We start from the raw sequence: 23,126 nt of genomic DNA on the forward strand, positions 1-23,126 counted from the left end.
TACAGCCTTAAAGCGAAAAAGTTTTTTTACTTTTTTCAGGAGAAATAAAAGAACTGATTTCAGGCATATTCCATTTCTTTTTATTAGGATTTTTGGCATTTTTTTTCTAACTTTAAGTAGAAAAATTGAAGTTGCCATGAAAAAAATAGTACTCTTATTTTTATTTTTTTTAAGTTTTCCAATAGTTGCTCAGGACAAGAAAATGACAACTAATGGCAGGATTACTTTTGAGGCTTCAGTTCCTTTTTATGAAGCAGTAGCGGCAGAAAACAATAAACTTCATGTGTTTTTCAATACTAAAAACGGGAATATTACTTTTGTGACGCTAATTCAGGATTTTCAATTTGAAAGAAGTCTGATGCAGGATCATTTTAACGCTAATTATATGGAAAGCAAAAAATATCCAAAAGCCATTTTTAAAGGTCAAATTGAAAAACTTTCTTTTCAAAAAATCAATGACATTCCAAATGAATATTACATTAAAGGAAAAATCAACATTCATGGTGTAACTAAGAACATCAGAGTGCCTGCAACACTTTATAAAACAAACAAAGATAAAATTGCCATTCAATCTGATTTTACATTAAACACTGATGATTTTAAGATTGACATTCCTTTTATAGTACGCAGCAAAATATCTAAAAATGTAAATGTATCAGTCAATGCTGAACTTCAATAATCATACGGCCAAACAATCTTTCAGTGTAGCTTCTAAATTGGTATGTCTGAATTCAAAACCGAGTGTCCTGATTTTTGCATTGGAAACTCTTCTCCCTGTTAAAAGCAATTTAGACATTTCGCCCAAAACTAATCGGATCAAAAAGGAAGGGACATTAGGCAACCATAATTTATATCCATACACTTTTGCTAGAACCCTTGAAAATGACTCATTAGTAGTATCATCAGAAACAGCCGCATTATAAGCTCCTCGCATTTCCGGATTTTGTATGGCTTCTATATATATCCTGCACAAATCATCAATATGAATCCAGGGCATGTATTGTTTTCCGGAACCTAAAACAGCTCCCAGTTTAAATTTAAAAACAGGAGCTAATTTTTTTAGAAAACCATCATTTTCTCCCATTACTAAACCAGTTCTGATTTTTACAGTTCTAATTCCTACTTTCTCAAAAGTATCAGCCGCTGCTTCCCATTTCTGGCATGTCAATCCTAAGAAATCATTTGCAGGCTGCATTTCTTCATGGCAAATAGCCCGACCGTTCATAGCACCATAAATTCCTACTGCTGATGCGGTAACAAAAGCTTCTATTTGTTTATTCATTTTTACCAATGTGACATACAGCAATTTTGCAGCTTGTTCTCTGCTCGCTACAATTTCTTTTTTACGCTTACTAGTCCAGGGTTTTCCAGCAATATTAGCACCTGCTAAATGAATAATATAATCTGCTTTTTGAACTGCCTCTTCTTCCATCGTTTGTTTTTCAACATCCCATGTATAGTAAAAAATAGTTTCGGTATTTTCTTTTTTTGTCCTGCTCAAGATAGAAACCGAAAAGCCATTGGCAACTAACAATTTCGTTAGATGCCTTCCAACAAATCCGGTTCCCCCGCTTATCAGTATGTTTTTTTTCATAAAATCACTTTTTGCAGTTTATTTCAAAGATACAAACTTATTTTGTTTAACATTAACACATTATGGTTAAACAATTCATTATCTTTATGTTCTAAATAAAACATATAAAAAATGGCAACTAAAAAAATAAAACTCACTAAAGACGCAGTTGTATCCATGTATATGGATTACACATTAGAACACAATGAAAAACCAAAATCAGTATATCTTTTTTCTAAAATAAATGGATTTACAGAAGTAGAATTTTATGCATTCTTTGGGAATTTAGAAAGTATCGAAAAAGAAATCTATACTTTGTTTTTAGAAAAAACGGTTGAATTGCTTTCTAAAGATCCAAACTACGAATCGTATGATATGAAAAGTAAACTATTAAGTTTTTACTTTACATTTTTCGAACTACTGGCTGCTAACAGAAGTTATGTAACAATGAGTCTGAACGAAAACAAGAATCAGTTAAAAAACCTGAAGCAGCTTTCAGACTTAAGAATTCATTTTAAAAATTTCATTGCCGGAATCACTTCAGATGAAGTAAGAATTCAACAAGAAAAAATACAGGAATTTCAGGAAAAAGCAATTCAGGAAAGTGCATGGATTCAATTTCTATTCACATTAAAATTCTGGCTTGAAGACGGTTCTCCTAATTTTGAAAAAACTGATGTTTATATTGAAAAATCCGTGAAATTAAGTTTTGAATTAATAAATGTAGCACCTCTCAATAGCTTAATCGATTTTGGAAAATTTATTTTTAAAGAAAAAATGCAACATAACTCATGAAAACAATCGATTATATCCCCACTTCAAAAATTGAGCGCGCAACCAAACTGGTACAAACCGGAGCTAAAATAGGTGTTAATTATTTAAAATATTATGGTGAAAAAATAGTCAATTCTGACTTAAGCCGTGATAAATTAAACGAGAATAATGCCGAAGATATTTATGACGGATTAAAGAGTCTGAAAGGAAGTGCGCTTAAAGTGGCACAAATGCTGAGCATGGACAAAAATTTCCTGCCTCAGGCTTACGTAGAAAAATTTTCATTGTCGCAGTTTTCTGTCCCACCGCTTTCGGCACCATTAGTTTTAAAAACCTTCAAATCTAATTTTGGTAAAACGCCTTATGAAATTTTTGATGAATTTAATGCTGAATCAGTCAATGCTGCGAGTATTGGTCAGGTGCATCTGGCGGTAAAAGACAACAAAAAACTAGCAGTAAAAATCCAATATCCTGGTGTGGCTAACAGCATTTCTTCTGATTTGGCTCTGGTTAAACCAATAGCTATCCGAATGTTTAATCTGCAGGGAAAAGATTCCGATAAATATTTTAAAGAAGTAGAAGACAAACTAATTGAAGAGACCAACTATTTACTGGAACTTAAACAGAGTAAGGAAGTAGCAGAGGCTTGTAAAAAAATAAAGAATCTGGTTTTTCCGGAATATTATCCTGAGTTTTCTTCAGAGAAAATTATTACAATGGACTGGATGACAGGAGTACATTTATCAGAATTTAAAAATTCAAATCCGGAAATTGCTAATAAAACAGGTCAGGCACTTTGGGATTTTTACATGTACCAAATTCATATTCTGAAAAAAGTTCATGCTGATCCCCATCCGGGAAATTTCCTGATTAATGATAAAAAGGAATTGGTAGCTCTTGATTTTGGATGCATGAAACAAATTCCGAATGACTTTTACATTCCTTATTTCGAACTTATCAATAAAGATGTTATTGATGATACTGAACTTTTTCGAAAAAAATTATTCGAACTAGAAATCCTGAGAACAGATGACACTCCGGAAGAAATTACTTATTTCACCCAAATGTTCTATGATTTACTATCTCTTTTTACCAAACCCTTCCAAACGGAAACTTTTGATTTTTCAGATGAAATATTCTTTGCTAACATAGCTCAATTAGGAGAACGTTTTTCCAAAGATACCAATCTTAAAAAAATGAATGGAAACCGCGGCTCCAAACATTTTATTTATATGAACAGAACTTTCTTTGGTTTATACAATCTGATGTTCGACCTGAAGGCTAAAATTGTGGTTAATAATTATTTAAAATATCAAAATGAAAATTGAATTTTCTGATTTAGATAAAGACCGCATCATTGAAATAGCCTGGGAAGACCGTACCACTTTCGAGGCTATAGAGTTGCAATTTGGTTTAAAAGAAGAACAGGTTATTAATTTGATGCGTCGTGAAATGAAGTCATCAAGTTTTAAAATGTGGCGGAAAAGAGTTCAAACTCGTAAAACTAAACATGAGAAGTTAAGAAATTTTACAGAAGGGCGTTTTAAATGCAGCAGACAGAGACAGATTAATAACAATAAAATTTCAAAAAGATAATACAACAACAGAAATTTAAAATGAAAAACATTGTAATCATTGGTGGAAGTAAAGGGATTGGAAATGCTGTATTGTTGCAACAATTAGAAAATAATTTTGTTTACAACCTCAGCAGATCTGCACCTGAGAATATTCATCCAAACCTCAAGCATTTTACGGTTGATGTTTTAAAGGATGAGCTTCCGGAAATTGAAACTGTTGACACTCTTATTTATTGTCCGGGTTCTATTAATCTCAAACCCTTCGGAAATTTAAGCATAGATGATTTCAGGAATGATTTTGAAATCAATGTAATTGGAGCAGTAAAAACCATTCAGAAATACTTAGCTGCTTTAAAAAAAGGAAACAATCCATCAATCTTACTCTTTAGCACAGTTGCGGTAAAACTAGGAATGCCTTTTCATAGCAGCATTGCTTCCGCAAAAGCAGGAGTTGAAGGGTTGGTAAAATCACTGGGAGCCGAATTAGCTTCGACAGTAAGAATCAATGCCATTGCTCCCACGATAACTGAAACTTCGCTTTCTTTGAATATCCTGAGAAATGAACGGATGAAAGAAAATATGATTCAGCGTCATCCCATGAAAGACTATCTGCAACCTAATGAAGTAGCTCAAATGGCTGATTTTTTAATTTCCGAAAAGGCAAAATCAATTTCAGGACAAATTTTTGAAATGGACTACGGCATCGTAACATTTAAGATATAACATCATGAAAATCCTTTTAACAGGTGCCACGGGCTACATTGGGAAACGACTTTTGCCTCTTCTTGTGTCAAAAGGTCATAATGTGGTATGCTGTGTAAGAGATAAAAACAGATTTTATATCCCTGTTGAATTTAAAGAAAACATACAAGTTATTGAAGTTGATTTTCTAAAAAAAGAAAGCTTATTAAATATTCCTGAATCCATTGATGCAGCTTATTACCTGATTCATTCCATGTCCGGATCTTCGGATAATTATGATGAACTGGAAAGAATTTCGGCTGAAAACTTTACAGAAAGAATCAATCAGACTCAAGCCGGACAAGTGATTTATCTGAGCGGAATTGTTAATGACAAATCATTATCCAAACATTTATCATCACGAAAACAAGTAGAAGAGATTCTCAATTCGGGAACTTTTGCCATGACTACCTTAAGAGCAGGAATTATAGTCGGTTCCGGAAGCGCATCATTTGAAATTATCCGGGATTTGGTTAACAAACTTCCCGTGATGATTACGCCCAAATGGCTCAATACCAAATGTCAGCCAATTGCCATCAATGATGTGTTAGAATTCCTGACCAAATCATTGTTGAATCCACTCACGTACAATCAGAATTTTGATATTGGAGGTCCTGATATTCTCACATATAAAGAAATGCTTCTGGCATTCGCCAAAGCAAAAAATCTACGCCGATGGATATTTACGGTGCCCGTAATGACACCAAAACTGTCATCGTACTGGTTGTATTTTGTAACTTCAACCTCTTATAAATTAGCTACCGCATTAGTAAGCAGCATGAAAGTGGAAGTGATATGCAAGGATACTAAAATCAATGAATTATTGAAAGTAAAACCTATGTCCTATGACAAAGCATTATCCAAAGCTTTGATGAAAATAAAAGAAGATCAGGTAGCATCAAGCTGGAAAGATTCCTTAATTAGCGGACGCTTTAAAAACAATCTTAGTGAATACCTAAAAGTGCCTAAAAAAGATTGTTTTATTGACAGACGCAAAAAAGAAATCATAAACCGTGAATTTACTATAAATCGCATTTGGTCTATTGGCGGAGAAACAGGATGGTATTATGGTAGTTGGCTATGGAATATCAGAGGATTTATGGACAAAATATTTGGAGGTGTAGGACTACGACGCGGACGAACTAACAAACGTAACCTTCATTCGGGTGATGTATTGGATTTTTGGCGGATTTTATATGCTAACAAAGAGGAAGGAAAATTAATTTTATTTGCCGAAATGAAACTTCCGGGAGAAGCCTGGCTCGAATTCAAAATTATTGGAAACACACTGTATCAGTCGGCTACTTTCAGGCCTCGGGGAATTTTAGGAAAACTGTACTGGTATTCCGTTTTACCATTCCATGGGTTTATTTTTGAGGGAATGTTGAAGAGATTGATAAAATAGTCACCATTGTTGTCCTTGCGACGAAGGAGGAATCTGATCAGAAAACTAAAATAGAGAAGATTCTTTTTTTGTAACTAATACCGTTTTATAAGTAAAATTATGGTTTACTAATTTTCTTTTTTGCTTGATTAAAAAGAAACAAAATCATTTCAAGATTCCAGCTTTGTAAGTTGCAATCGCTCTGTCTCTTGCAAAGGCATGATCAACCATAGGTTCGCCGTATCCCAAATCGAATTCCGAAATCCATTTGCGGACGTAAATTCCTTTTTCATCAAATTTTTTTAATTGAATCTCTGGGTTAAAAACCCTGAAATAAGGTGCAGCATCACAACCCGTTCCCGCTGCCCATTGCCAGTTACCAACATTCGCCGATAAATCATAATCCAATAATTTTTCGGCAAAATAAGCTTCACCCCATTGCCATTGAATCATCAAATGCTTGCAAAGAAAACTCGCTACAACCATACGGACCCGATTGTGCATATACCCAGTTTCATTCAGCTGTCGCATTCCTGCATCCACCATGGGATAACCGGTATTTCCGGTACACCAGCGTTTAAAATCTTCTTCGTTATTACGCCATTGAATTCCATCATAAGCTGATTTGAAATTCTGCGTCACTACCTTAGGAAAATGATAGAGAATTTGCATAAAAAACTCTCTCCAGATTAATTCGCTTAAAAAAACAGCATTGGTTTTTGCAGCAAAATTGACCATTTTTCGGATACTTACCGTTCCAAAACGCAAATGTGGCGACAAATACGAAGTGGAATCAACAGCCGGAAAATCACGTGTTTCCTGATAATTATCTATATTATCAAGTTCATAGGCTTGTACTTTTATAGAACTTTCTACGAACCCAATTTGTCCCAAAGAAGGAAAATCGAAATTGCTTTTATAAAAATTAGAAAAGAGTTGAGAAGTATCATATTCCCGGATGGGGTTTTCCTGATCGTATTTTTCCAGCCATTTATTTTTATAAGGTGTGTAAACCGTATAAGGCAAACCGTCAGCTTTTGTGATTTCTTTTTCTTCAAAAATTACCTGGTCTTTAAAAGAAAAAGTGATGCATTGATGCGCTTCTAATAACTGGCAAATACTTTCATCCCGCTCTATTGCATAAGGCTCATAATCTTTATTAAAAAAAACTTCTTTTATATCAAATTCTTCAAGGAGCCCTTGCCAGACTTGACGGGGTTTTCCTTTTTTTATTAATAATGAACTCTCTGTTTGGTTCAATTCTGAATTTATTTTAGAAAGTGTTTCATAAATAAACCCTACTCTGGCATCATCCTTAGGTAAACTGTCTAAAATAGCTTCATCAAAAATAAATAAGGGAATTACCTGAAAATCAGATTTTAAAGCGTGAAACAATCCAATATTGTCTTCTAACCGTAAATCCCGTCGAAACCAGAAAAAAGAAACAGTTGCTTTACTCATCACTTATTATTAAAAATTTCGTTAATTTTTTGTTCGCGGTATTCAAAAATTTCTTTGAGTTTATTTTTAACCACCAGCGTATTCATGATACGCCCAATGAAACCCAATGGCTAAGCATAATGCACTAAATCAGTCATTTTTACTCCTTTTTCTGCGGGCTCAAAAAAGTGTTTGTGATGCCATAAAGTATAAGGCCCAAAACGTTGTTCGTCTATAAAGTAATTATTTTCCTTTACAAAAGTGATTTCGGTAACCCAGGGTAATTTAATTCCTAAAAGTGGTGATACTTTGTATTGAATAATTTGACCTGCATACATATTTTTACCATCAAAATCAGTGATTTGAAACCCCATGGATTGCGGTGTTATTTTTTGCAAATTAGCCGGACTGGAAAAAAATGCCCAACATTCTTCAAGGGTAGCATTGACATATTGGATTGTTTGTTTTGAATATACTTTCATGAGTTTGTTTTATCAGACAAAGTGAGTTGCGTGAGGGATAGTAGTGAAAATCCTTTATGTTTTTTCTTTAAAAACATAAAGATTGTAACGAATAGCCCGACCTTTTTTTGAAAAAACATTTTTCTTGTTTTTTTCAAAAAAGGACACGCCCAAATTATGCTACATTTTGTAGTACTTGAAAGGAACAAAAAGCATCCCGAAACATTCGCCGTCTTCCTTTCCTAAATGCTTGTGGTGTACTTTATGCGCTTTTCTTAAACCTATTAAATATTTGTTTTTTGTATTCCTGAACCACTTGAATCGCTGGTGAATGAGAACATCGTGAATCAGAAAGTAACAAATTCCGTAAAGGGTAATGCCGAGACCAATGAAAAAAAGGTAATTTATGCCACCCTCTACTCCGTAATAAAAAAGTACGATGCTGGGAATGGCAAAAATTACAAAAAAAATGTCGTTGCGTTCAAACACATGTTCGTATTTAGGCTGATGATGGTCTTCATGAAAATACCACATAAGTCCGTGCATGATATACTTATGCGTGAGCCAGGTGACACATTCCATCAATAAAAAAATAGCTATTGTAATTAAAAAATAAATCATTTTTTAGTTTTTAAAATCGGTTATTTATTCAATCAGTCGCAATTTATAAGTAACAAACGATTGGGCTAAGAGTGTTGCTTTAGTATAATTAGAAACTCTGATTCTGGCATTTCCTATATCGTGACAGGGTGTACTTTCCAGTTTTTTAAGCAATTTTTTATAGTATACATATGCAGTGTAGACGCCAAATTTTGCTTCTATGGGTAATTTCACAATTCCCTGATAAGCAATTCTAAAATCTTCTTTTATTTCATTGATAATTGCTTTTTTAGCATTTTCATCAAATGATTTTAAATCTACTCCGGGAAAATAATTGCGGTTTAAAATAAGATTATCATCTCTTAAATCACGCAGGAAATTTACTTTTTGAAAAGCAGATCCCAATCGCATGGCTTCGGCTTTTAAAGCTTCGTATTTATATTCTTTTCCGTCAACAAATACTTTTAAACACATCAGTCCCACTACATCAGCTGAACCATAAATGTATTCTTCGTATTCAGCTTTTGACTCATAATCTAATTTAACGAGGTCCATTTTCATACTTTTTAAAAAAGCCTGAATTAAATTGTCATCAATATTATATTGTTTGACGGTATGCTGAAAAGAATTTAAAATCGGATTCAGACTAATCCCGGAATGATACGCTTTGTAATATTCTTTTTCGAAATCATTAATCAGCGTTTCTTTTTCAAAACCGTGGAAAGAATCTACAATTTCGTCAGCAAAACGTACAAAACCATAAATACTGTAAATAGCATCTCTGATACTTGGTGAAAGCATATAAACTGCCAAAGAAAAAGAAGTACTGTAATTCTTTGTTACTAATTTACTGCATTTAAAGGAAACATCATCAAATAACTGCTTCATAACTATACTTTTAGAAATTGTTTATCTATCAAATCAGATACTAATTTTCCGGATATTAATGCCGGAGGAACACCTGGTCCCGGAACTGTTAATTGTCCTGTGAAATATAAATTACGAACTTTTTTACTTTTCAGTTTTGGCCTTAAAAAAGCAGTTTGTAATAAAGTATTTGCCATTCCGTATGCATTTCCTTTATACGAATTGTATTGTTCTACAAAATCATTTTTGCAAAAGGATTGCTTAAATATAATATTATCTTTAATATTTTGCTGCGTAATAATCTCAAAACGTTCGATTATTTTATCAAAATACTGTTCTCTTAATGCTTCGGAATCATTAATACCCGGTGCAAGCGGTACTAAGAAAAAACCTGATTCCATTCCTTCGGGTGCAGCTGTTTCATCAGTCAACGAAGGAAAGTTTGCATAAAACAAAGGCTCGTCCGGCCATTTAGGTTGATCATAAATATCTTTTGCATGCTGATTGAAATCAGTATCAAAAAATAACGCATGATGTGAAATGTTTTTTAATTTTTTATTAAAACCTACATAAAACAATAAAGATGAGGGTGCAAAAACACGACTTTCCCAGTACTGTTCTGAATACATTCTGTGCTCTGTATCTAGTAAAGTTTCTGTATGATGGTAATCGGCGCCACTTAAGACCAAATCAGACGCTATTTTTTTACCATTTACAATAATAGCCGTGGCTGTTTTATTTTCGACAACTATTTTTTCAATATTCGAATTGACAAAAAACTGTACCCCTAATTCTGTTGCTAAACTTTCCATTGCCCGAACTACATCAAACATTCCTGTTTTAGGATGCCAGGTCCCCAGACCAAAATCGGCGTAATTCATAAAGCTGTAAAAAGAAGGTGTATCAGAAGGTTTGGCTCCAAGAAATAAAACAGGAAATTCTAAAATCTGAATGAGTTTTTCATTCTTGAATTTTTTGCGAACATCCCGACTGATGTTGCTAAAAAACTGTCCGATTTTCTTCGTCGTTTCTACGGTGATTAATTCTGAGGGAGAAACTCCCGGCCGATACACCAAATCTTTAATGGCAATATCATAATTACTTTTAGCCCCTGCAATAAAAGCCCTAAGCTGTTTTCCGCTCCCTTCTTCTGTATTTTCAAAAGTCGCCGCTATTTCATCCAGATTATCTGCTATGGTTATGAATTCATTGATTCCAAAATAGACCCGATAGGCCGGAGACAGCTTTATAAGCTCATAATAATCAGTTGTTGTCTTTCCAAAATCAGCAAAGAAACGCTCAAAAACATCCGGCATCCAATACCAGCTTGGTCCCATATCAAAAGTAAAGCCGTCTTTTTTTAGCTGTCTTGCCCTTCCCCCTATTGTCCCGTTCTTTTCAAAGACCAATACTTCATGACCGCTTTTTGCCAGATAACAAGCAGCAGATAATGCTGAAAAACCAGATCCTATTATTGTAATTTTCTTTTTCATTTGTTTAACAAATATACAAAAATATTAAACAAAATTACAACTTAGAATTAAAATCCGAAATGGAATCAATAACAGTAATTTTATCTTTTACTTTTTCTGAATTAATTAACGAAACTAATCTTCCTGTAAACCACAACTCAGTTTCATCACCATGCAACTCCTTCACCATTTCTTCAATATAATTATTAATCTGATCTCTGTCCGGTTTAATGGTCAAATAAGAAACGTACACAATGTTATCAAAATGTTTTTTAAGATCTTTTAAATTTTGTATTGGCATACTTTCTCCTAAATAGATACTTTTATATCCTTTTGAAAGAATTTCATAATGCAGATACATTAAACCCAGTTCGTGAATTTCATTTAACGGAAGTGATAATACAAAAACTTTATCCTGACGAACAGGATTTAAAATCTGAAGTTTTTCTGAATTTAAAACTATTTTCTGACGTACTAAATAACTAATAAAATGTTCATGAGCAGGCGTTATAGTATCTGTTTGCCACAAAACCCCTATCTCCTCTAAAAGCGGAATAAAAACATCTAAAAAAATTTCCTGAAAAGATTTTTCGGCTGCTAACCAATCATAAGTATTAAAAAATAATTGCTGATCAAAGTTCATCATTGCCATTTTGAAAGCACTCAAAGCATGATTTTTAGAATTTTTAGCTGAGACAATCTGATTGACTAGCTGAGGAATTTCAGCTTCTTTATACGTGGCTATTTTAGAAATCTTATAACCATATTCATGTAGAAAAGTAATATTCAGTAGTTTTTGCAAACTCACCAGGTCATACAACCGTATATTCGTATCTGTTCTCATGGGTTCCAGAATCTGATATCTTTTTTCCCATATCCGTATTGTATGCGCCTTTATTCCTGATAGATTTTCAAGATCTTTGATACTAAAAACATTTTTTATATTGTTCATCTATTTCAAAATAAGATTAAACAAATATATGTTTTTATTTTTACAAAGTTTATTTGTCACGAACTAATTAAAGACCACTTCTTCATATTCATTTAACTTATCTAAATCCAGAATAGTTTTAGAATTATCATCACTTCTGTAATACATGTTCACAAACTTAGCTCCATAAATAATTTCGTCAAAAGTATACGATGTTCTGGTAGCAACTGTGTTTGAAAACATATCATCAAAAGTTTTAATATAAACAAAAATCTCCCCTGTAATATTTTCAAAATCTTCTTTGTTGAACTGATACAAAGGACTTTCCTGGGTTATAGGATGCACTAAAGTCCAACTCAAAGTCAATGAATTAATTTTTTCCAGCTCCAGGTTTAAGGAATAAAATCTATTGACTTTTATGCCGTTCTCCTCAACACTCATCCCTAAGGTCATTTTTGCTTCGGCATCAGTAAAATTAGTGTTTTTAAAAGGTGTCATGCGGATCATCAATCCCGAAATACCACCATAGGGTGCAATAAGTGCATTGTGTGAAAATTTTAAAAAAGCCGTAGGCTTACTAAATCTTCCAAAAAACAAACCTGTAGCAATAGCAAAACTGAGTAAACCCACCAAGGCTTCCGCAGCCGCAAGTAAACTGGTAAAAAAACCAACCGGACTTATATGACCATAACCAACAGTGGTAAATGTTTGCGCACTGAAAAAATAAGCCTGACCAAATTTAACCCAATTGCTATCTGTTCCCGGGATACCATTGAGGTGTTCAATTCCTATAGCAAAATAGACTGATGCAAAAAATAAATTTATGAGTAAATAAAAAATAAATATAACCGACATAAACTTCCAAATCGGCATATCAATCATCGTATGATACCAACTGATACGATGCAAAAAATGCATTCCCTGTTTCTGAACATTAGCAGTTCCGTCTTTATTTACAAAACGACCACCGTAACTATTTGCATTGGTACCAAATCCTGTATTTCTGTCTAATACTGCTTTCAGATTAATTTTATTTAAAAAGGCCATTTGCTTTCTGGGTTGATTTTTCTGTAAATTTAACAAAAGCCCCTTAAAATATATCTCTATTTATTTTTTTAAGCAATAAATAATCTAAGTGAGTACTTATTATAATAAATAGTATTTTTGACAACAATAATATAAAAACAAATAAAGACATTCTTTAAAATGAAAAAAATATTTCCTTTCCTGCTAGTGTTTAGTTTTTTTAGTTGTGCAGAGATGCAACAAGTCCTTAGTCAAATGCCTCAAACCGGAACTACCGGAACAATTGATATTGCCAACGGATTAAAAGAAGCATTAAATAATGGTATCACAAAACAAGTGAGTAAACTCACAGCTACAGATGGTTTTTATAAAAACGAAGCCGTAAAAATTCTGCTTCCTGAAGAACTGAGAAAAGTAGATACCGGATTAAGGCGAATAGGATTAAGCTCATTAGCTGATGAAGGACTAAAAGTACTCAACCGTGCTGCAGAAGATGCCGTAAAAGAAGCCACACCCATATTTGTATCAGCAGTTAAAAACATGTCATTTACTGACGCTAAAGGAATTTTACTGGGCAATGACACTTCAACAACGACCTATTTACAAAACAGCACTTCTACATCTTTATACAGTAAATTCAACCCTGTAATCAAAAATTCATTTTCAAAAGTAGGTGCTGATAAAGTCTGGGCAAACATCATTACAAAATACAACAGCATTCCACTGGTTACTAAAGTAAATCCGGATTTAACAGATTACGTTACAAATCAGGCCATGAACGGTGTCTTTAAAATGGTTGCCGTTGAAGAAAAAAACATCCGAAATAACATCAGCGCCAGAACAACTCCTTTACTACAAAGAGTATTTGCGATGCAGGACAACAAATAAATTAAAAAATTTACAGAAAGAAAGTAATAATTAAAAAATGCAAAAAATAACCATCCTGATCCACTGCGAGGATCAAAAAGCAATTATCTCATCAGTAACTAACTATATTGCAGCAATAGAAGGAAACATCATCTATCTGGATCAGCATGTTGATGCTAATGAAAATGTTTTTTTCATGCGTTTAGAATGCGAATTCAGTACTCAAAACTGGGATCTGGAATTAATTAAAAAAGATTTCCAAAACAACCTCGCTGATAAATTCAATATGTCTTGGGAAATTTATACTCAGGAATACAAACCCAGAATGGCACTTTTTATTTCTAAATACGACCATTGTTTATATGATATTTTAGGACGTTACAGCGCAGGTGAATTACCTCTGGAAATTCCACTGATTATAAGCAATCACGAAGACTTAAAAGGAGTAGCCGAACGTTTTGGAATTCCTTTTCATCATGTACCTTTTCATAAAAACATTAAAGAGGAAGGAGAAAAACAACAAATTGCTTTATTGAAAGAATACAACATCAATTTTATCGTTTTGGCCAGATACATGCAAATCATCACTCCCCAACTGATTGAATTGTACAAAAACAAGATAATCAACATTCACCACTCTTTTTTACCTGCGTTTCCGGGAGCAAAACCTTACCATTCGGCATTTGCCCGCGGTGTTAAAATTATTGGAGCAACGAGCCATTATGTAACAGAGGAACTAGATGAAGGTCCGATAATTGAACAGGATATTACCAGAGTCTCGCATAGTCATTCTATAGAAGATTTCATTGTTAAAGGAAGGGATTTAGAAAGAAGTGTGTTAGCAAGAGCAATAAAACTACATGCTGAACGTAAAACAATGGTATACAATAACAAAACCGTAATTTTTTCTTAATCGTTTTTTACATTCTTAAACACATGTTTAAAACTTAACTTATAACCAACAAAGTAATAACAAAACCTTAACAGCGTTTAAGCCTATTTAGTAGCATCTTTGCAATGTAATGAACTGGTTATTTATTATATTTGGTTTTGGTTAGTTAAACAAGTGCTGGTATTATTTAATACCGGCACTTCTTTATTTTAAGACCATTTGGTTTAAACCAAATCACTTAATATACTGTTTTTTCCACCTTTTTTCCAGCAGTACAATTGCAATTTCCCCGCGTTAAAAAATTAATATAATTCTTAATTTTCACTCCAAAACAGCGTTAAAAAGCTAAACTTAACATAAAAAACTAGGTTTTTAATGTTATGAAACTGTAAATTTGCAAAAAACTTACTGTTATGAAGGGATTACTGAAAGAGACAAGCGAGATAAAAAAGCTACAGGAAGAATTTAAAGCACTAATTAAAGTAAAGCAAAAAGAAACTCCTGCAACTAAGAAAAAACAAGACAAATTAATTCCTGAATCCTGCGAATTATAATTTTAAATGCAGTTCTTTAAAATAAGCAAACGCCTTTAATAAATGGCTTCCGTACCACGAAAACATTTCACCATCAACTAAAATAATTCCAGGCTGGTTTACTAACGCCTTCATTTCCAAAATATCTTTTTGCTTAAATGGATAAGGTTCTGAAGAAAGAAACATAAAATTCAAATCAGCTGCTTCATTTATTTGCTGAAGCTGCATTTCAGGATATCTGGGTTGGTTTTCAAAAATATTTTCAAAACGGTTTAATTTTAATAATTCATTTATAAAATTATCCGAACCTGCAACCATATAAGGATTCTTCCAGATAAAATAAACTACTTTCCGAATGGGTTTTCTTTCTATAAATTGCTTGAAATCACTCAGGGCAAAAGACAATCCGGAGATCAAAAGCTTAGCTTCAATATTACAATCTAAAAGCTTTCCAAAATCCTCTATCATTTTAAAATTATCTTCAATTGTAACGATATCGGTTACCCACACCGCACATACAGCACGAAGATTTTCAACAATTTCTAAGGTGTTTTCTTCCTTATTACAAATAATAACATCCGATTTTAAAGCTTTGATTTTATCATAATTGACTTTTTTTGTCCCACCCACAATGCATTTTGTATTTTTTAAATGTTTTGGATGGATACAAAATTTAGTAATCCCTACTATTTTTGATTCTAAACCTAAATCGACCAATAACTCCGTTTGCGAAGGCACTAAAGAAACTATCCGTTGCGGTACTTTATCAAAAGTATGTACAATACCGACTGCATCGATTAAAGAATAAGATTTCATTCTGATTATATTTAAAATAAAAAAACCATTAAAAAATTAATGGTTTTAACTTTACAAATGCTTTGTTTTATTATTCCGCCTGCATAATTACAGCCATTTCCTGTTGTATTTTTAAAGCTTCCTGCCTTGCCTTCTGAGCGAAATCAGCATCTTTTGATGCATAGATAATTCCTCTTGAAGAATTAATCAGCAAACCTACACTGGCGTTCATGCCGTATTTACAAACTTCTGACAAACTTCCGCCCTGAGCTCCAACACCCGGTACTAATAAAAAACTATCCGGAACAATCTTTCTGATTTCCGTGAAGTATTCTGCTTTAGTCGCCCCCACCACATACATCAGATTTTCACTGTTTTTCCATGTTTTAGAAGTTTCTAAAACACGTTTATACAATTCTTTTCCGTCCACATCAAGCGTTTGAAAATCAAAAGCACCTTCATTAGAAGTTAGCGCTAACATTATAGTATGTTTGTCTTCAAATGCTAAAAAAGGTTCTACTGAATCTTTTCCCATATAAGGAGCAACAGTTATACTATCAAAGTTTAAATCTTCAAAAAATGCTTTGGCATACATAGAAGAAGTATTCCCAATATCGCCACGTTTAGCATCGGCAATGGTAAATATTTCTGGATAGTTGTCGTCAATATAGTTAATTGTTTTTTGCAAAGACATCCAGCCCTTAATACCATAAGCTTCAAAAAAAGCAGTATTTGGTTTATAAGCTACTGCTAAATCATGAGTAGCATCAATAATGGCTTTATTAAATTCAAAAATTGGATCTTCTAATGCTAAAAAACTTTGTGGAATTTTATTTAAATCAACATCTAAACCTACGCATAGAAATGATTTTTTTATCTTTATTTGCTCAATAAGCTGTTGTGTAGTCATTAATTTTATTTTACAAAACGCAAAGTTACAAAGCCAATCCTAAATTTATATAAAAAATGCGGAAATTTCGATAAAATTTCTACAATACACTTTATATTTGAACAAACAAATATCCAAAAACTGTGAAATAATAAACCTATTTATTACTTTTACTAAAATAACTTAAAATAATCACCTTGAAATTATTTTTAAAAACAGATACGTCTCTATTAATAAAAAAAATATTAGAAGAGAAATTAGACACTTTCAATGTCAAATACAACATAATTAACACTAATGAAATCTTATTTTTAGAAGAAATTGATACTGTTACATATGAAAAAATAAGCTCATTATTAAACGAGTATGGTTTTGAAATAATTGAAAACCAGAAAAACATTATTGTTCAGAAAATAAAAGAAACAATTATAGAGATGATCTTTAACGAAGATGCTCCAACAGTTAAAAGTTCGGTATATTTAGCCGAAAAACTCAATCACAGCTATGGTTACCTCTCTAATTTATTTTCAGAAGTTACCTATACATCGATTGAAAATTTTATCATTATTCAAAAAATTGAGTATGTAAAAAAGCTAATTACACATCATAATCTGACATTGACAGAAATTGCTTTTAAACTTAATTATTCCAGTGTAGCACATTTAAGTTCACAGTTTAAAAACACTACCGGAATTACACCTTCGGCATTTCAGCGAATATTGAAAAAACGTAACGAATTTAGCAGTCATAATATCAATTAAACCCCAAATACCTATATGCAAAAAGATTTCATCTTAATTACCCTGGCAGATGACGACGAAGACGACAGAATGTTTTTCACAGATGCTTTTGATGAATTAAAAATTAATACTGTAGTTAATACAGTAAATGATGGTGTTGCTTTAATGAATTTTCTTTACGATCCTGAAAGCATTTTACCTAATATTATTTTTCTGGATTTAAATATGCCTTTAAAATCAGGAATAGAATGTTTAAAAGAAATTAAAGCTGAACCTAAATTTAAAGACATTGTAATTGCTATTTATTCCACTTCTTCTTCTGAAGAGGATATTGAAAACACCTTTGTATTGGGAGCTAATATTTATATTAAAAAACCAAGCAATTTTGGAAAATTAAAACAAGTATTATCCGAAGTAGTAACACTAAACTGGCAGTATATAACTTCGGGTTTAAATAAAGATAATTTTTTATTAAGGATGTAAAAAAATGTTTAAATCAAAGTTATTTGATTCAATAGGCTTCATAAGGGCTGTATTTTTAATCGCTTTTTTTATTTTAATTTTTTTAGCCTCTGTAACTTACAGACATATAAAAGAATTAGATAAGATTAATGATTCAATTATCAATACTTATGAAATTTCAATTGAATTAGGTCAGCTTACCTCCTATTTAAAAGATGCCGAAACGGGCTACCGTGGTTACATCATCACCAATGACTCCATCTATCTGAATCCGTTTATGGACGCCCGTAAGAACATTAATAATTCTTTTCAGTCATTGAGAAACACAATAAAAAATGACTCCAGAAAACAAATAAGACTCAAAAGAATTTATGATTTAGTAGACAAGCGTTTTTCATATTTTAAGAATGATTTTACCAGCAAAAAAGAATTTAACTCTCATTTTAAAAACGGGAGATTAATCATGGATTCCTTAAAAACAGAAGTAAATTTCATGCTTAATGCTGAAAACAAATTGTTAAACTCAAAAGGAAAACTTTACAGATACAATAACTCCAATACGCCTTTAATTATATTTTCAACTTTCCTGATTTCTATTTTGCTTTTAAGCTTAGGATATTTGTTAATTATTAAAAATTATAAGGATTTAGTAAATCAGAACATCAGACTTAAAATATTTGATGAATCCAGCAATCAGGCCGAAATACTTGGAAAATACGGAAGTTGGTTATTAAACCTTGAAAATAAAACTTTTGATTATTCGGATAATAAATTTCGTTTATTAGGTTATGAACCTCAGTCTTTCCAACCTACAGTTGAAAACTTATTTGAATATATACATCCTGACGACAAAGAAATCATTATTGATGCTTTTCAGCAAATTAAAGAAAAAAAATTCCTGCCTCTTACTTATTACAGAATAATTAAAAAAGACACTTTAGAAATTCGTTATTTCAGAACTACTGGTAAAATATTTGTCGACAGACTGCATAATCAAAAAATGATTGGTACTACGCAGGATATTACCGAAGATTTTAACAAAACACAACTTATTGAATTAAGAAATAAGGAATTAGAACAAAATAATAAAGAACTGACCGAATTCAATCATGTAGCCAGTCATGATTTACAGGAACCTTTACGAAAAATTCAAACGTTTATTTCCAGAATTGAAGACAAGGAACGAGAAAACTTATCCGAAACAGCAAAAGATTATTTTTTAAAAATACAGGAAGCCTCAAACAGAATGCGGGTTTTAATAGATGATTTGCTACAATATTCAAGAACGAACCGATCAGAAAAGAAATTTGAAGCTGTAGATCTGAATGATGTTCTTTCTAATGCTGTCAGTGAGCTTTCAGAAAGTATTATTGAGAAAAAAGCCCAAATAAATACCGAAAAACTACATAAGTTACAGGGTGTTCCTTTTCAACTGGAGCAATTATTCATCAATCTGATAGGTAATTCTTTAAAATATTCTAAAACAGATGTTCCGCCTGTAGTGACAGTAACATCTAAAAAAATAAAAGCATCCAAAGCTCCAAAGTTAAATGAAAAATCAAAAAAAGAATATATAAAAATCACTATTAAAGATAATGGCCTTGGGTTTGAGCAGGAATATGCCGAAAGAATTTTTTTATTATTCAACAGACTACATGGTAAAAAAGATTATCCTGGAACAGGAGTAGGACTTGCTATTTGTAAAAAAATAGTTGAAAACCATAAAGGATATATTTTTGCCAAGGGAAAACTGAATGAAGGCGCTGAATTTGAAATTTACCTGCCCGTTTAAGCGAAACCATTGTTTAATATTATAAAAAAATGATGTAAATTGTATACTAAATTATTTTTTACTTTTAAATAAAATACTCCGAATGAAGTTTTTAAAAAGAAAAAAAACTGTTTTTCACTTATTTCTGGCTACCATCTGCTGCATGATGTTATGCTCCTGTGAGAAAAAGTCCAGACCTGAAAAGGATATTCCTGAAATGAGAATAATACCCCAGACTTTAATTGAAATTGCAGAATCCAATTTAAAGGTAGTTGCCATTACTCAAAAAGCTCAGGAATATAAAATGGAAAAACCTACAAGACTTTTATTTAAAAAAATAGAAACGGAGCATCTTGAGTTAAAAAAAGGGATTAGAAAAATTGCAAAAGACAATTTTATCATTATTCCTAACACATTATATGATACTCATACCTTAAAAGATTTTATTAGCGAAGCTAACGTAACTTCTTATTTAAAAAAAACCAACATTCTTCTTCAAAATGAATTAGAACAATATAAAAAAATCAGCAAAACAACACCTAATGAACAATTAGAAATACTTGCTGAAGAAACAATTGTGATTCTAACAAAAAACATCCAGACAATTCAAGAGCAAGAAAAGCAATAAATATTTTACCAGAGAATATAAACAAAAGACACCTTATATAAGGTGTTTTTTTTGTTTATGAGCGAAATGGTAATTCTATAAAAGTCTTAAAATATCCTGTAATAGGAGAAAACTAAACATATCGCACCTTTGTAATGTAGCCTAGGAGCTGCATCTTATAATAATTAATAACATAAAATATAAATCATGAAAAATTTATTTTTAGCCGCAGCAGTTTGCTTATCATTTGTAAATTTTACTAAAGCTCAGGATATGGAACCTTCAGTAGGTATTAAAGGAGGAGTTAATTTTACGAACCTTTATACTGAAGATGTAGATGACAATAATGTATTAACCAGTTTTAATGCCGGTTTATTTGCTAACTTTCCTGTTGCTTCATCGGTATCTATTCAACCTGAACTTCTTTATTCGAGAAAAGGTTCTGAATTAGTTTATGATAATGTATTTGCATCAGGAACCACAAAATTAAAATTGAATTACTTAGAATTACCAGTTTTATTAAAACTGAATGTCACACCAAATTTTAATGTGCATTTAGGTCCGTATGTTGCGTACTTATTGGATGGAAAAGCAACTAATGAAACTGATAGCGGTTCTTTCGATTTTGAAGAAAACATCAATAATGATGATTTAAACAAATGGGATTATGGTTTATCAGCGGGTGTAGGTTTTGATTTTGAATCTGCTTCAATAGGGGTTCGTTACAATTATGGATTACAGACTATTGGAAAAGAAAGAACATTTGCCGGAGAAACTTATACTTTTCCAGATTCAAAAAACAGCGCATTAAGTGTGTATGTTGGTTTCAAACTATAAAAAAAAAATTTAATCTAAAAAATCATGGGAAACTTATTGTATTTAGTCGCAGTATTATTGGTAATATTCTGGGCTTTAGGATTCTTCGTATACAGCATCGGAAGTTTAATTCATATCTTATTAGTAATAGCAGTTATTGCTGTACTGATGCGAATTATAAGCGGAAGAAGGCTTTAAAAAATTAATAACTTAAATAAATAATATAAATTATGAACACAAATAAAGTAATAGTAGGAATAGTAGGTGGATTATTAACAGGAGCAGTATTAGGAGTTCTATTTGCTCCAGAAAGCGGAAAAAACACCAGAAAAAAAATTAAAGACAAAACAAAGGAATTAAAAGACAATGTAAAAAATGATCTGGATAAAGCAATTCAAAAAATTGAAGATAAGTACCAGTCTGTTGCTCACAACGCAAAAGAAGTAATTCAGGAGGAAAAATCAAAAGTGGCAAACGAAATTGCCGATAAAGTTTAATCTGTTTTTCCGAACGTAATATTTCGTTTAACATGTTCAACAAATAATATTGTAATTATGAAAAATGCAATCAAAAATTTAGCAATAGTGGCTTTACTAGTCGCAGGTACAACTAAAGCTACGGCTCAGGACTTTCCTAATGACAACTATGAACAAAAATTTAAATTAGGAATTGGTGCCACTGTAGGTTATCCATTCGAAGATCCTTACGACCTTAATGTGGGAGGAGACGTTCGATTGCAATATGATTTATCAAAAAAATACTCCCTTACAGCTACCACAGGATTTAATAATCTGTTTATAAGCGGTGATGAAAATGATTTAGGATATATTCCGGCTAAACTGGGTTTTAAAGCTTTTGTTTTAGAAGATCAATTTTATTTAATGGGAGAGGTAGGTGCTGCTTTTGCAGTAACAAATAATTACAATGACAAATCTCTGTTATTAAGTCCAAGTATTGGATACGCTACCAAATATATTGACATAAGCGTTCGTTACGAATATCTACCTGATTTTCCTGCTTTGAGAAATAATAATGCAGATAGTGGATTGAGTCAAATTGCTTTACGTCTAGCCTACGGTTTTAGACTTTAAAAACATAACATTAAAAAATAACATAATTCAAATTAATTAAATTTATAAAAAATGAAAAATCTAAATAAATTTCTAGTTCTCGCTGCAATAGCTGTTTTCATGAGTTCATGTAAAGATGAAAAAAAAGAAATGGCTGATAAGAAAGTAGACCAATTTAAATCTTATGTAGACTCTATAAGTAATGTAGCTGCTGAAGAAACCAGTGAAAACTGGGAGAGCATCGAAGCCAAATACGAGCAAACTAAAATGGAAGCCGAAGAAGCTCTTAACAACTTGGAGAACAAAGCTGAAAAAGAAGCGGATATGGATAAAATAGCCACTAAATATGAAGAATATAAAGCTGAAGTGGTACAAAAACGCAACGCTATGTTCCGTGAAAACTTAAGAAGTACTTTATTTACTGAAAAAATAAGTGAGGATATGAGTTTTGCATGGGTAAATAAAGATAATATTGCTGATGTCTACTCTCACTTTGTTGATACTGTAGATAAAAACAAAGATACCTACAACAGAGAGGAATGGGATGAAATAAAACTGTTATATGAAGCTTTAGATACCAGAAAAAATACTGTTGAAAAAGAAGGATTATCTTCTAAAGACAATATCAAAATTTCAGGTTTGAAAATAAAATTTGCTACCATGTATCGCATTAACAGAGCAACAGCTAAATCTGATGAAAACGCAGAAGCTAAAGAATAATAATTGTTTTCTGTTACATTAAAAAAAGCTTCTTCTTTTCCTTTAAAGAAGAAGCTTTTTTTGTAATATCGGCACTATAATATAAACTGTGTAATTAAAAAATAATGGGGATTTACGA

The 23,126-nt window shown here is 32.0% G+C and carries 27 protein-coding genes and 1 pseudogene; 18 read left to right on the forward strand and 10 right to left on the reverse strand.

The genetic code is table 11. The annotated features are described in order from the left end of the window. Nucleotides 1-136 precede the first annotated feature (136 nt). Nucleotides 137-679 carry a YceI family protein gene (locus ABS764_RS14860; RefSeq protein WP_408082580.1) on the forward strand — a complete coding sequence of 181 codons (543 nt, stop codon included), beginning with the start codon at nucleotides 137-139 and terminating at the stop codon, nucleotides 677-679. Here ABS764_RS14860 and ABS764_RS14865 read toward each other — a convergent pair whose 3' ends face one another. Beyond that, nucleotides 680-1,594, reverse strand: a complete 915-nt coding sequence (locus ABS764_RS14865) for a TIGR01777 family oxidoreductase (protein ID WP_408082581.1) — start codon at nucleotides 1,592-1,594, stop codon at nucleotides 680-682. A 111-nt stretch (nucleotides 1,595-1,705) separates the two neighbouring features. Between ABS764_RS14865 and ABS764_RS14870 the strand changes: the two genes are divergently transcribed. Genes ABS764_RS14870 through ABS764_RS14890 form a run of 5 tightly spaced genes read left to right on the forward strand, consistent with a single transcriptional unit; the run spans nucleotide 1,706 to nucleotide 6,070 of the window. Further along, nucleotides 1,706-2,368, forward strand: coding sequence for a TetR family transcriptional regulator C-terminal domain-containing protein (locus tag ABS764_RS14870; RefSeq protein ID WP_408082582.1), 663 nt, complete (start codon nucleotides 1,706-1,708; stop codon nucleotides 2,366-2,368). Then, entirely contained in the window at nucleotides 2,365-3,675 is a 1,311-nt protein-coding gene (locus tag ABS764_RS14875) for an ABC1 kinase family protein (protein ID WP_408082583.1), read from the forward strand. Before ABS764_RS14870 ends, ABS764_RS14875 begins: the two co-directional genes overlap by 4 nt. Continuing rightward, complete coding sequence (locus ABS764_RS14880) at nucleotides 3,665-3,943, forward strand: TIGR03643 family protein (protein ID WP_408082584.1); 279 nt, start codon at nucleotides 3,665-3,667, stop codon at nucleotides 3,941-3,943. Before ABS764_RS14875 ends, ABS764_RS14880 begins: the two co-directional genes overlap by 11 nt. 20 nt (nucleotides 3,944-3,963) lie before the next feature. Next, nucleotides 3,964-4,647: an SDR family NAD(P)-dependent oxidoreductase gene (locus tag ABS764_RS14885; protein ID WP_408082585.1), complete on the forward strand. Its 684-nt coding sequence runs from the start codon at nucleotides 3,964-3,966 to the stop codon at nucleotides 4,645-4,647. A 4-nt stretch (nucleotides 4,648-4,651) separates the two neighbouring features. Continuing rightward, nucleotides 4,652-6,070 (forward strand): SDR family oxidoreductase, encoded by a 1,419-nt coding sequence (locus tag ABS764_RS14890; RefSeq protein ID WP_408082586.1) that lies wholly within the window; start codon nucleotides 4,652-4,654, stop codon nucleotides 6,068-6,070. 144 nt (nucleotides 6,071-6,214) lie between these two features. Here ABS764_RS14890 and ABS764_RS14895 read toward each other — a convergent pair whose 3' ends face one another. The 7 genes and pseudogenes from ABS764_RS14895 to ABS764_RS14925 form a co-directional block, all read right to left on the reverse strand. Then, a complete protein-coding gene (locus tag ABS764_RS14895) occupies nucleotides 6,215-7,510 on the reverse strand; it encodes a cryptochrome/photolyase family protein (protein ID WP_408082587.1) in 1,296 nt (431 codons plus the stop codon). Continuing rightward, nucleotides 7,510-7,971 (reverse strand): annotated as a pseudogene (locus ABS764_RS14900) (SRPBCC family protein). Before ABS764_RS14900 ends, ABS764_RS14895 begins: the two are co-directional and overlap by 1 nt. A gap of 159 nt (nucleotides 7,972-8,130) precedes the next feature. Further along, nucleotides 8,131-8,571 (reverse strand): sterol desaturase family protein, encoded by a 441-nt coding sequence (locus tag ABS764_RS14905; protein ID WP_408082588.1) that lies wholly within the window; start codon nucleotides 8,569-8,571, stop codon nucleotides 8,131-8,133. Between the two features lie 24 nt (nucleotides 8,572-8,595). Then, on the reverse strand, nucleotides 8,596-9,438 hold the full coding sequence (locus ABS764_RS14910; protein WP_408082589.1) for a phytoene/squalene synthase family protein: 843 nt from the start codon (nucleotides 9,436-9,438) through the stop codon (nucleotides 8,596-8,598). A gap of 2 nt (nucleotides 9,439-9,440) precedes the next feature. Continuing rightward, entirely contained in the window at nucleotides 9,441-10,910 is a 1,470-nt protein-coding gene (locus ABS764_RS14915; RefSeq protein ID WP_408082590.1) for a phytoene desaturase family protein, read from the reverse strand. Nucleotides 10,911-10,944: 34 nt separating this feature from the next. Further along, entirely contained in the window at nucleotides 10,945-11,841 is an 897-nt protein-coding gene (locus ABS764_RS14920; RefSeq protein WP_408082591.1) for a MerR family transcriptional regulator, read from the reverse strand. A gap of 63 nt (nucleotides 11,842-11,904) precedes the next feature. Continuing rightward, a complete protein-coding gene (locus ABS764_RS14925; RefSeq protein ID WP_408082592.1) occupies nucleotides 11,905-12,867 on the reverse strand; it encodes an ion channel in 963 nt (320 codons plus the stop codon). 159 nt (nucleotides 12,868-13,026) lie between these two features. Between ABS764_RS14925 and ABS764_RS14930 the strand changes: the two genes are divergently transcribed. The 3 genes from ABS764_RS14930 to ABS764_RS14940 all read left to right on the forward strand — a co-directional run bounded on the left by ABS764_RS14930 (nucleotide 13,027) and on the right by ABS764_RS14940 (nucleotide 15,159). Beyond that, a complete protein-coding gene (locus ABS764_RS14930) occupies nucleotides 13,027-13,734 on the forward strand; it encodes a DUF4197 domain-containing protein (RefSeq protein ID WP_408082593.1) in 708 nt (235 codons plus the stop codon). 37 nt (nucleotides 13,735-13,771) lie between these two features. Continuing rightward, complete coding sequence (gene purU / locus ABS764_RS14935) at nucleotides 13,772-14,626, forward strand: formyltetrahydrofolate deformylase (protein WP_408082594.1); 855 nt, start codon at nucleotides 13,772-13,774, stop codon at nucleotides 14,624-14,626. A 392-nt stretch (nucleotides 14,627-15,018) separates the two neighbouring features. After that, the gene (locus ABS764_RS14940; RefSeq protein WP_408082595.1) at nucleotides 15,019-15,159 is read left to right on the forward strand and encodes a hypothetical protein; all 141 of its coding nucleotides are present in this window, start codon (nucleotides 15,019-15,021) and stop codon (nucleotides 15,157-15,159) included. On the opposite strand, the gene ABS764_RS14945 is transcribed toward ABS764_RS14940, so the two are convergent. Together ABS764_RS14945 and pyrF are read right to left on the reverse strand one after the other, a co-directional pair. After that, nucleotides 15,154-15,954, reverse strand: coding sequence for an ABC transporter substrate-binding protein (locus ABS764_RS14945; RefSeq protein WP_408082596.1), 801 nt, complete (start codon nucleotides 15,952-15,954; stop codon nucleotides 15,154-15,156). The two genes, ABS764_RS14940 and ABS764_RS14945, sit on opposite strands and share 6 nt — an antisense overlap. Nucleotides 15,955-16,024: 70 nt before the next feature. Further along, nucleotides 16,025-16,843 (reverse strand): orotidine-5'-phosphate decarboxylase, encoded by an 819-nt coding sequence (pyrF, locus tag ABS764_RS14950; protein ID WP_408082597.1) that lies wholly within the window; start codon nucleotides 16,841-16,843, stop codon nucleotides 16,025-16,027. A 176-nt stretch (nucleotides 16,844-17,019) separates the two neighbouring features. Between pyrF and ABS764_RS14955 the strand changes: the two genes are divergently transcribed. The 9 genes from ABS764_RS14955 to ABS764_RS14995 all read left to right on the forward strand — a co-directional run bounded on the left by ABS764_RS14955 (nucleotide 17,020) and on the right by ABS764_RS14995 (nucleotide 23,008). Beyond that, nucleotides 17,020-17,583 carry a helix-turn-helix domain-containing protein gene (locus ABS764_RS14955; RefSeq protein ID WP_408082598.1) on the forward strand — a complete coding sequence of 188 codons (564 nt, stop codon included), beginning with the start codon at nucleotides 17,020-17,022 and terminating at the stop codon, nucleotides 17,581-17,583. A gap of 15 nt (nucleotides 17,584-17,598) precedes the next feature. Then, nucleotides 17,599-18,045 (forward strand): response regulator, encoded by a 447-nt coding sequence (locus ABS764_RS14960; protein ID WP_408082599.1) that lies wholly within the window; start codon nucleotides 17,599-17,601, stop codon nucleotides 18,043-18,045. Between the two features lie 4 nt (nucleotides 18,046-18,049). Continuing rightward, nucleotides 18,050-19,816, forward strand: coding sequence for a CHASE3 domain-containing protein (locus ABS764_RS14965; RefSeq protein ID WP_408082600.1), 1,767 nt, complete (start codon nucleotides 18,050-18,052; stop codon nucleotides 19,814-19,816). A gap of 82 nt (nucleotides 19,817-19,898) precedes the next feature. Then, nucleotides 19,899-20,423, forward strand: coding sequence for a hypothetical protein (locus tag ABS764_RS14970; RefSeq protein ID WP_408082601.1), 525 nt, complete (start codon nucleotides 19,899-19,901; stop codon nucleotides 20,421-20,423). A 186-nt stretch (nucleotides 20,424-20,609) separates the two neighbouring features. Further along, on the forward strand, nucleotides 20,610-21,239 hold the full coding sequence (locus ABS764_RS14975; RefSeq protein ID WP_408082602.1) for a porin family protein: 630 nt from the start codon (nucleotides 20,610-20,612) through the stop codon (nucleotides 21,237-21,239). A 24-nt stretch (nucleotides 21,240-21,263) separates the two neighbouring features. Next, nucleotides 21,264-21,416, forward strand: a complete 153-nt coding sequence (locus ABS764_RS14980; RefSeq protein ID WP_408082603.1) for a lmo0937 family membrane protein — start codon at nucleotides 21,264-21,266, stop codon at nucleotides 21,414-21,416. Between the two features lie 32 nt (nucleotides 21,417-21,448). Further along, a complete protein-coding gene (locus ABS764_RS14985) occupies nucleotides 21,449-21,715 on the forward strand; it encodes a YtxH domain-containing protein (RefSeq protein WP_408082604.1) in 267 nt (88 codons plus the stop codon). A 57-nt stretch (nucleotides 21,716-21,772) separates the two neighbouring features. Further along, on the forward strand, nucleotides 21,773-22,309 hold the full coding sequence (locus ABS764_RS14990) for a hypothetical protein (RefSeq protein WP_408082606.1): 537 nt from the start codon (nucleotides 21,773-21,775) through the stop codon (nucleotides 22,307-22,309). A 51-nt stretch (nucleotides 22,310-22,360) separates the two neighbouring features. Continuing rightward, the gene (locus tag ABS764_RS14995) at nucleotides 22,361-23,008 is read left to right on the forward strand and encodes a DUF6565 domain-containing protein (RefSeq protein ID WP_408082607.1); all 648 of its coding nucleotides are present in this window, start codon (nucleotides 22,361-22,363) and stop codon (nucleotides 23,006-23,008) included. The last annotated feature ends 118 nt before the right edge of the window (nucleotides 23,009-23,126 follow it).

This window comes from Flavobacterium plantiphilum (assembly GCF_046000495.1).
Taxonomy (GTDB): Bacteria; Bacteroidota; Bacteroidia; order Flavobacteriales; family Flavobacteriaceae; genus Flavobacterium; species Flavobacterium plantiphilum.

What these genes read in the sequence shown, in the direction of transcription:
- ABS764_RS14860 (WP_408082580.1), top strand. Translation starts at nt 137, where the DNA reads ATGAAAAAAATAGTACTCTTATTTTTATTTTTTTTAAGTTTTCCAATA.
- ABS764_RS14865 (WP_408082581.1), bottom strand. Translation starts at nt 1,594, where the DNA reads ATGAAAAAAAACATACTGATAAGCGGGGGAACCGGATTTGTTGGAAGG.
- ABS764_RS14870 (WP_408082582.1), top strand. Translation starts at nt 1,706, where the DNA reads ATGGCAACTAAAAAAATAAAACTCACTAAAGACGCAGTTGTATCCATG.
- ABS764_RS14875 (WP_408082583.1), top strand. Translation starts at nt 2,365, where the DNA reads ATGAAAACAATCGATTATATCCCCACTTCAAAAATTGAGCGCGCAACC.
- ABS764_RS14880 (WP_408082584.1), top strand. Translation starts at nt 3,665, where the DNA reads ATGAAAATTGAATTTTCTGATTTAGATAAAGACCGCATCATTGAAATA.
- ABS764_RS14885 (WP_408082585.1), top strand. Translation starts at nt 3,964, where the DNA reads ATGAAAAACATTGTAATCATTGGTGGAAGTAAAGGGATTGGAAATGCT.
- ABS764_RS14890 (WP_408082586.1), top strand. Translation starts at nt 4,652, where the DNA reads ATGAAAATCCTTTTAACAGGTGCCACGGGCTACATTGGGAAACGACTT.
- ABS764_RS14895 (WP_408082587.1), bottom strand. Translation starts at nt 7,510, where the DNA reads ATGAGTAAAGCAACTGTTTCTTTTTTCTGGTTTCGACGGGATTTACGG.
- ABS764_RS14905 (WP_408082588.1), bottom strand. Translation starts at nt 8,571, where the DNA reads ATGATTTATTTTTTAATTACAATAGCTATTTTTTTATTGATGGAATGT.
- ABS764_RS14910 (WP_408082589.1), bottom strand. Translation starts at nt 9,438, where the DNA reads ATGAAGCAGTTATTTGATGATGTTTCCTTTAAATGCAGTAAATTAGTA.
- ABS764_RS14915 (WP_408082590.1), bottom strand. Translation starts at nt 10,910, where the DNA reads ATGAAAAAGAAAATTACAATAATAGGATCTGGTTTTTCAGCATTATCT.
- ABS764_RS14920 (WP_408082591.1), bottom strand. Translation starts at nt 11,841, where the DNA reads ATGAACAATATAAAAAATGTTTTTAGTATCAAAGATCTTGAAAATCTA.
- ABS764_RS14925 (WP_408082592.1), bottom strand. Translation starts at nt 12,867, where the DNA reads ATGGCCTTTTTAAATAAAATTAATCTGAAAGCAGTATTAGACAGAAAT.
- ABS764_RS14930 (WP_408082593.1), top strand. Translation starts at nt 13,027, where the DNA reads ATGAAAAAAATATTTCCTTTCCTGCTAGTGTTTAGTTTTTTTAGTTGT.
- purU (WP_408082594.1), top strand. Translation starts at nt 13,772, where the DNA reads ATGCAAAAAATAACCATCCTGATCCACTGCGAGGATCAAAAAGCAATT.
- ABS764_RS14940 (WP_408082595.1), top strand. Translation starts at nt 15,019, where the DNA reads ATGAAGGGATTACTGAAAGAGACAAGCGAGATAAAAAAGCTACAGGAA.
- ABS764_RS14945 (WP_408082596.1), bottom strand. Translation starts at nt 15,954, where the DNA reads ATGAAATCTTATTCTTTAATCGATGCAGTCGGTATTGTACATACTTTT.
- pyrF (WP_408082597.1), bottom strand. Translation starts at nt 16,843, where the DNA reads ATGACTACACAACAGCTTATTGAGCAAATAAAGATAAAAAAATCATTT.
- ABS764_RS14960 (WP_408082599.1), top strand. Translation starts at nt 17,599, where the DNA reads ATGCAAAAAGATTTCATCTTAATTACCCTGGCAGATGACGACGAAGAC.
- ABS764_RS14965 (WP_408082600.1), top strand. Translation starts at nt 18,050, where the DNA reads ATGTTTAAATCAAAGTTATTTGATTCAATAGGCTTCATAAGGGCTGTA.
- ABS764_RS14970 (WP_408082601.1), top strand. Translation starts at nt 19,899, where the DNA reads ATGAAGTTTTTAAAAAGAAAAAAAACTGTTTTTCACTTATTTCTGGCT.
- ABS764_RS14975 (WP_408082602.1), top strand. Translation starts at nt 20,610, where the DNA reads ATGAAAAATTTATTTTTAGCCGCAGCAGTTTGCTTATCATTTGTAAAT.
- ABS764_RS14980 (WP_408082603.1), top strand. Translation starts at nt 21,264, where the DNA reads ATGGGAAACTTATTGTATTTAGTCGCAGTATTATTGGTAATATTCTGG.
- ABS764_RS14985 (WP_408082604.1), top strand. Translation starts at nt 21,449, where the DNA reads ATGAACACAAATAAAGTAATAGTAGGAATAGTAGGTGGATTATTAACA.
- ABS764_RS14990 (WP_408082606.1), top strand. Translation starts at nt 21,773, where the DNA reads ATGAAAAATGCAATCAAAAATTTAGCAATAGTGGCTTTACTAGTCGCA.
- ABS764_RS14995 (WP_408082607.1), top strand. Translation starts at nt 22,361, where the DNA reads ATGAAAAATCTAAATAAATTTCTAGTTCTCGCTGCAATAGCTGTTTTC.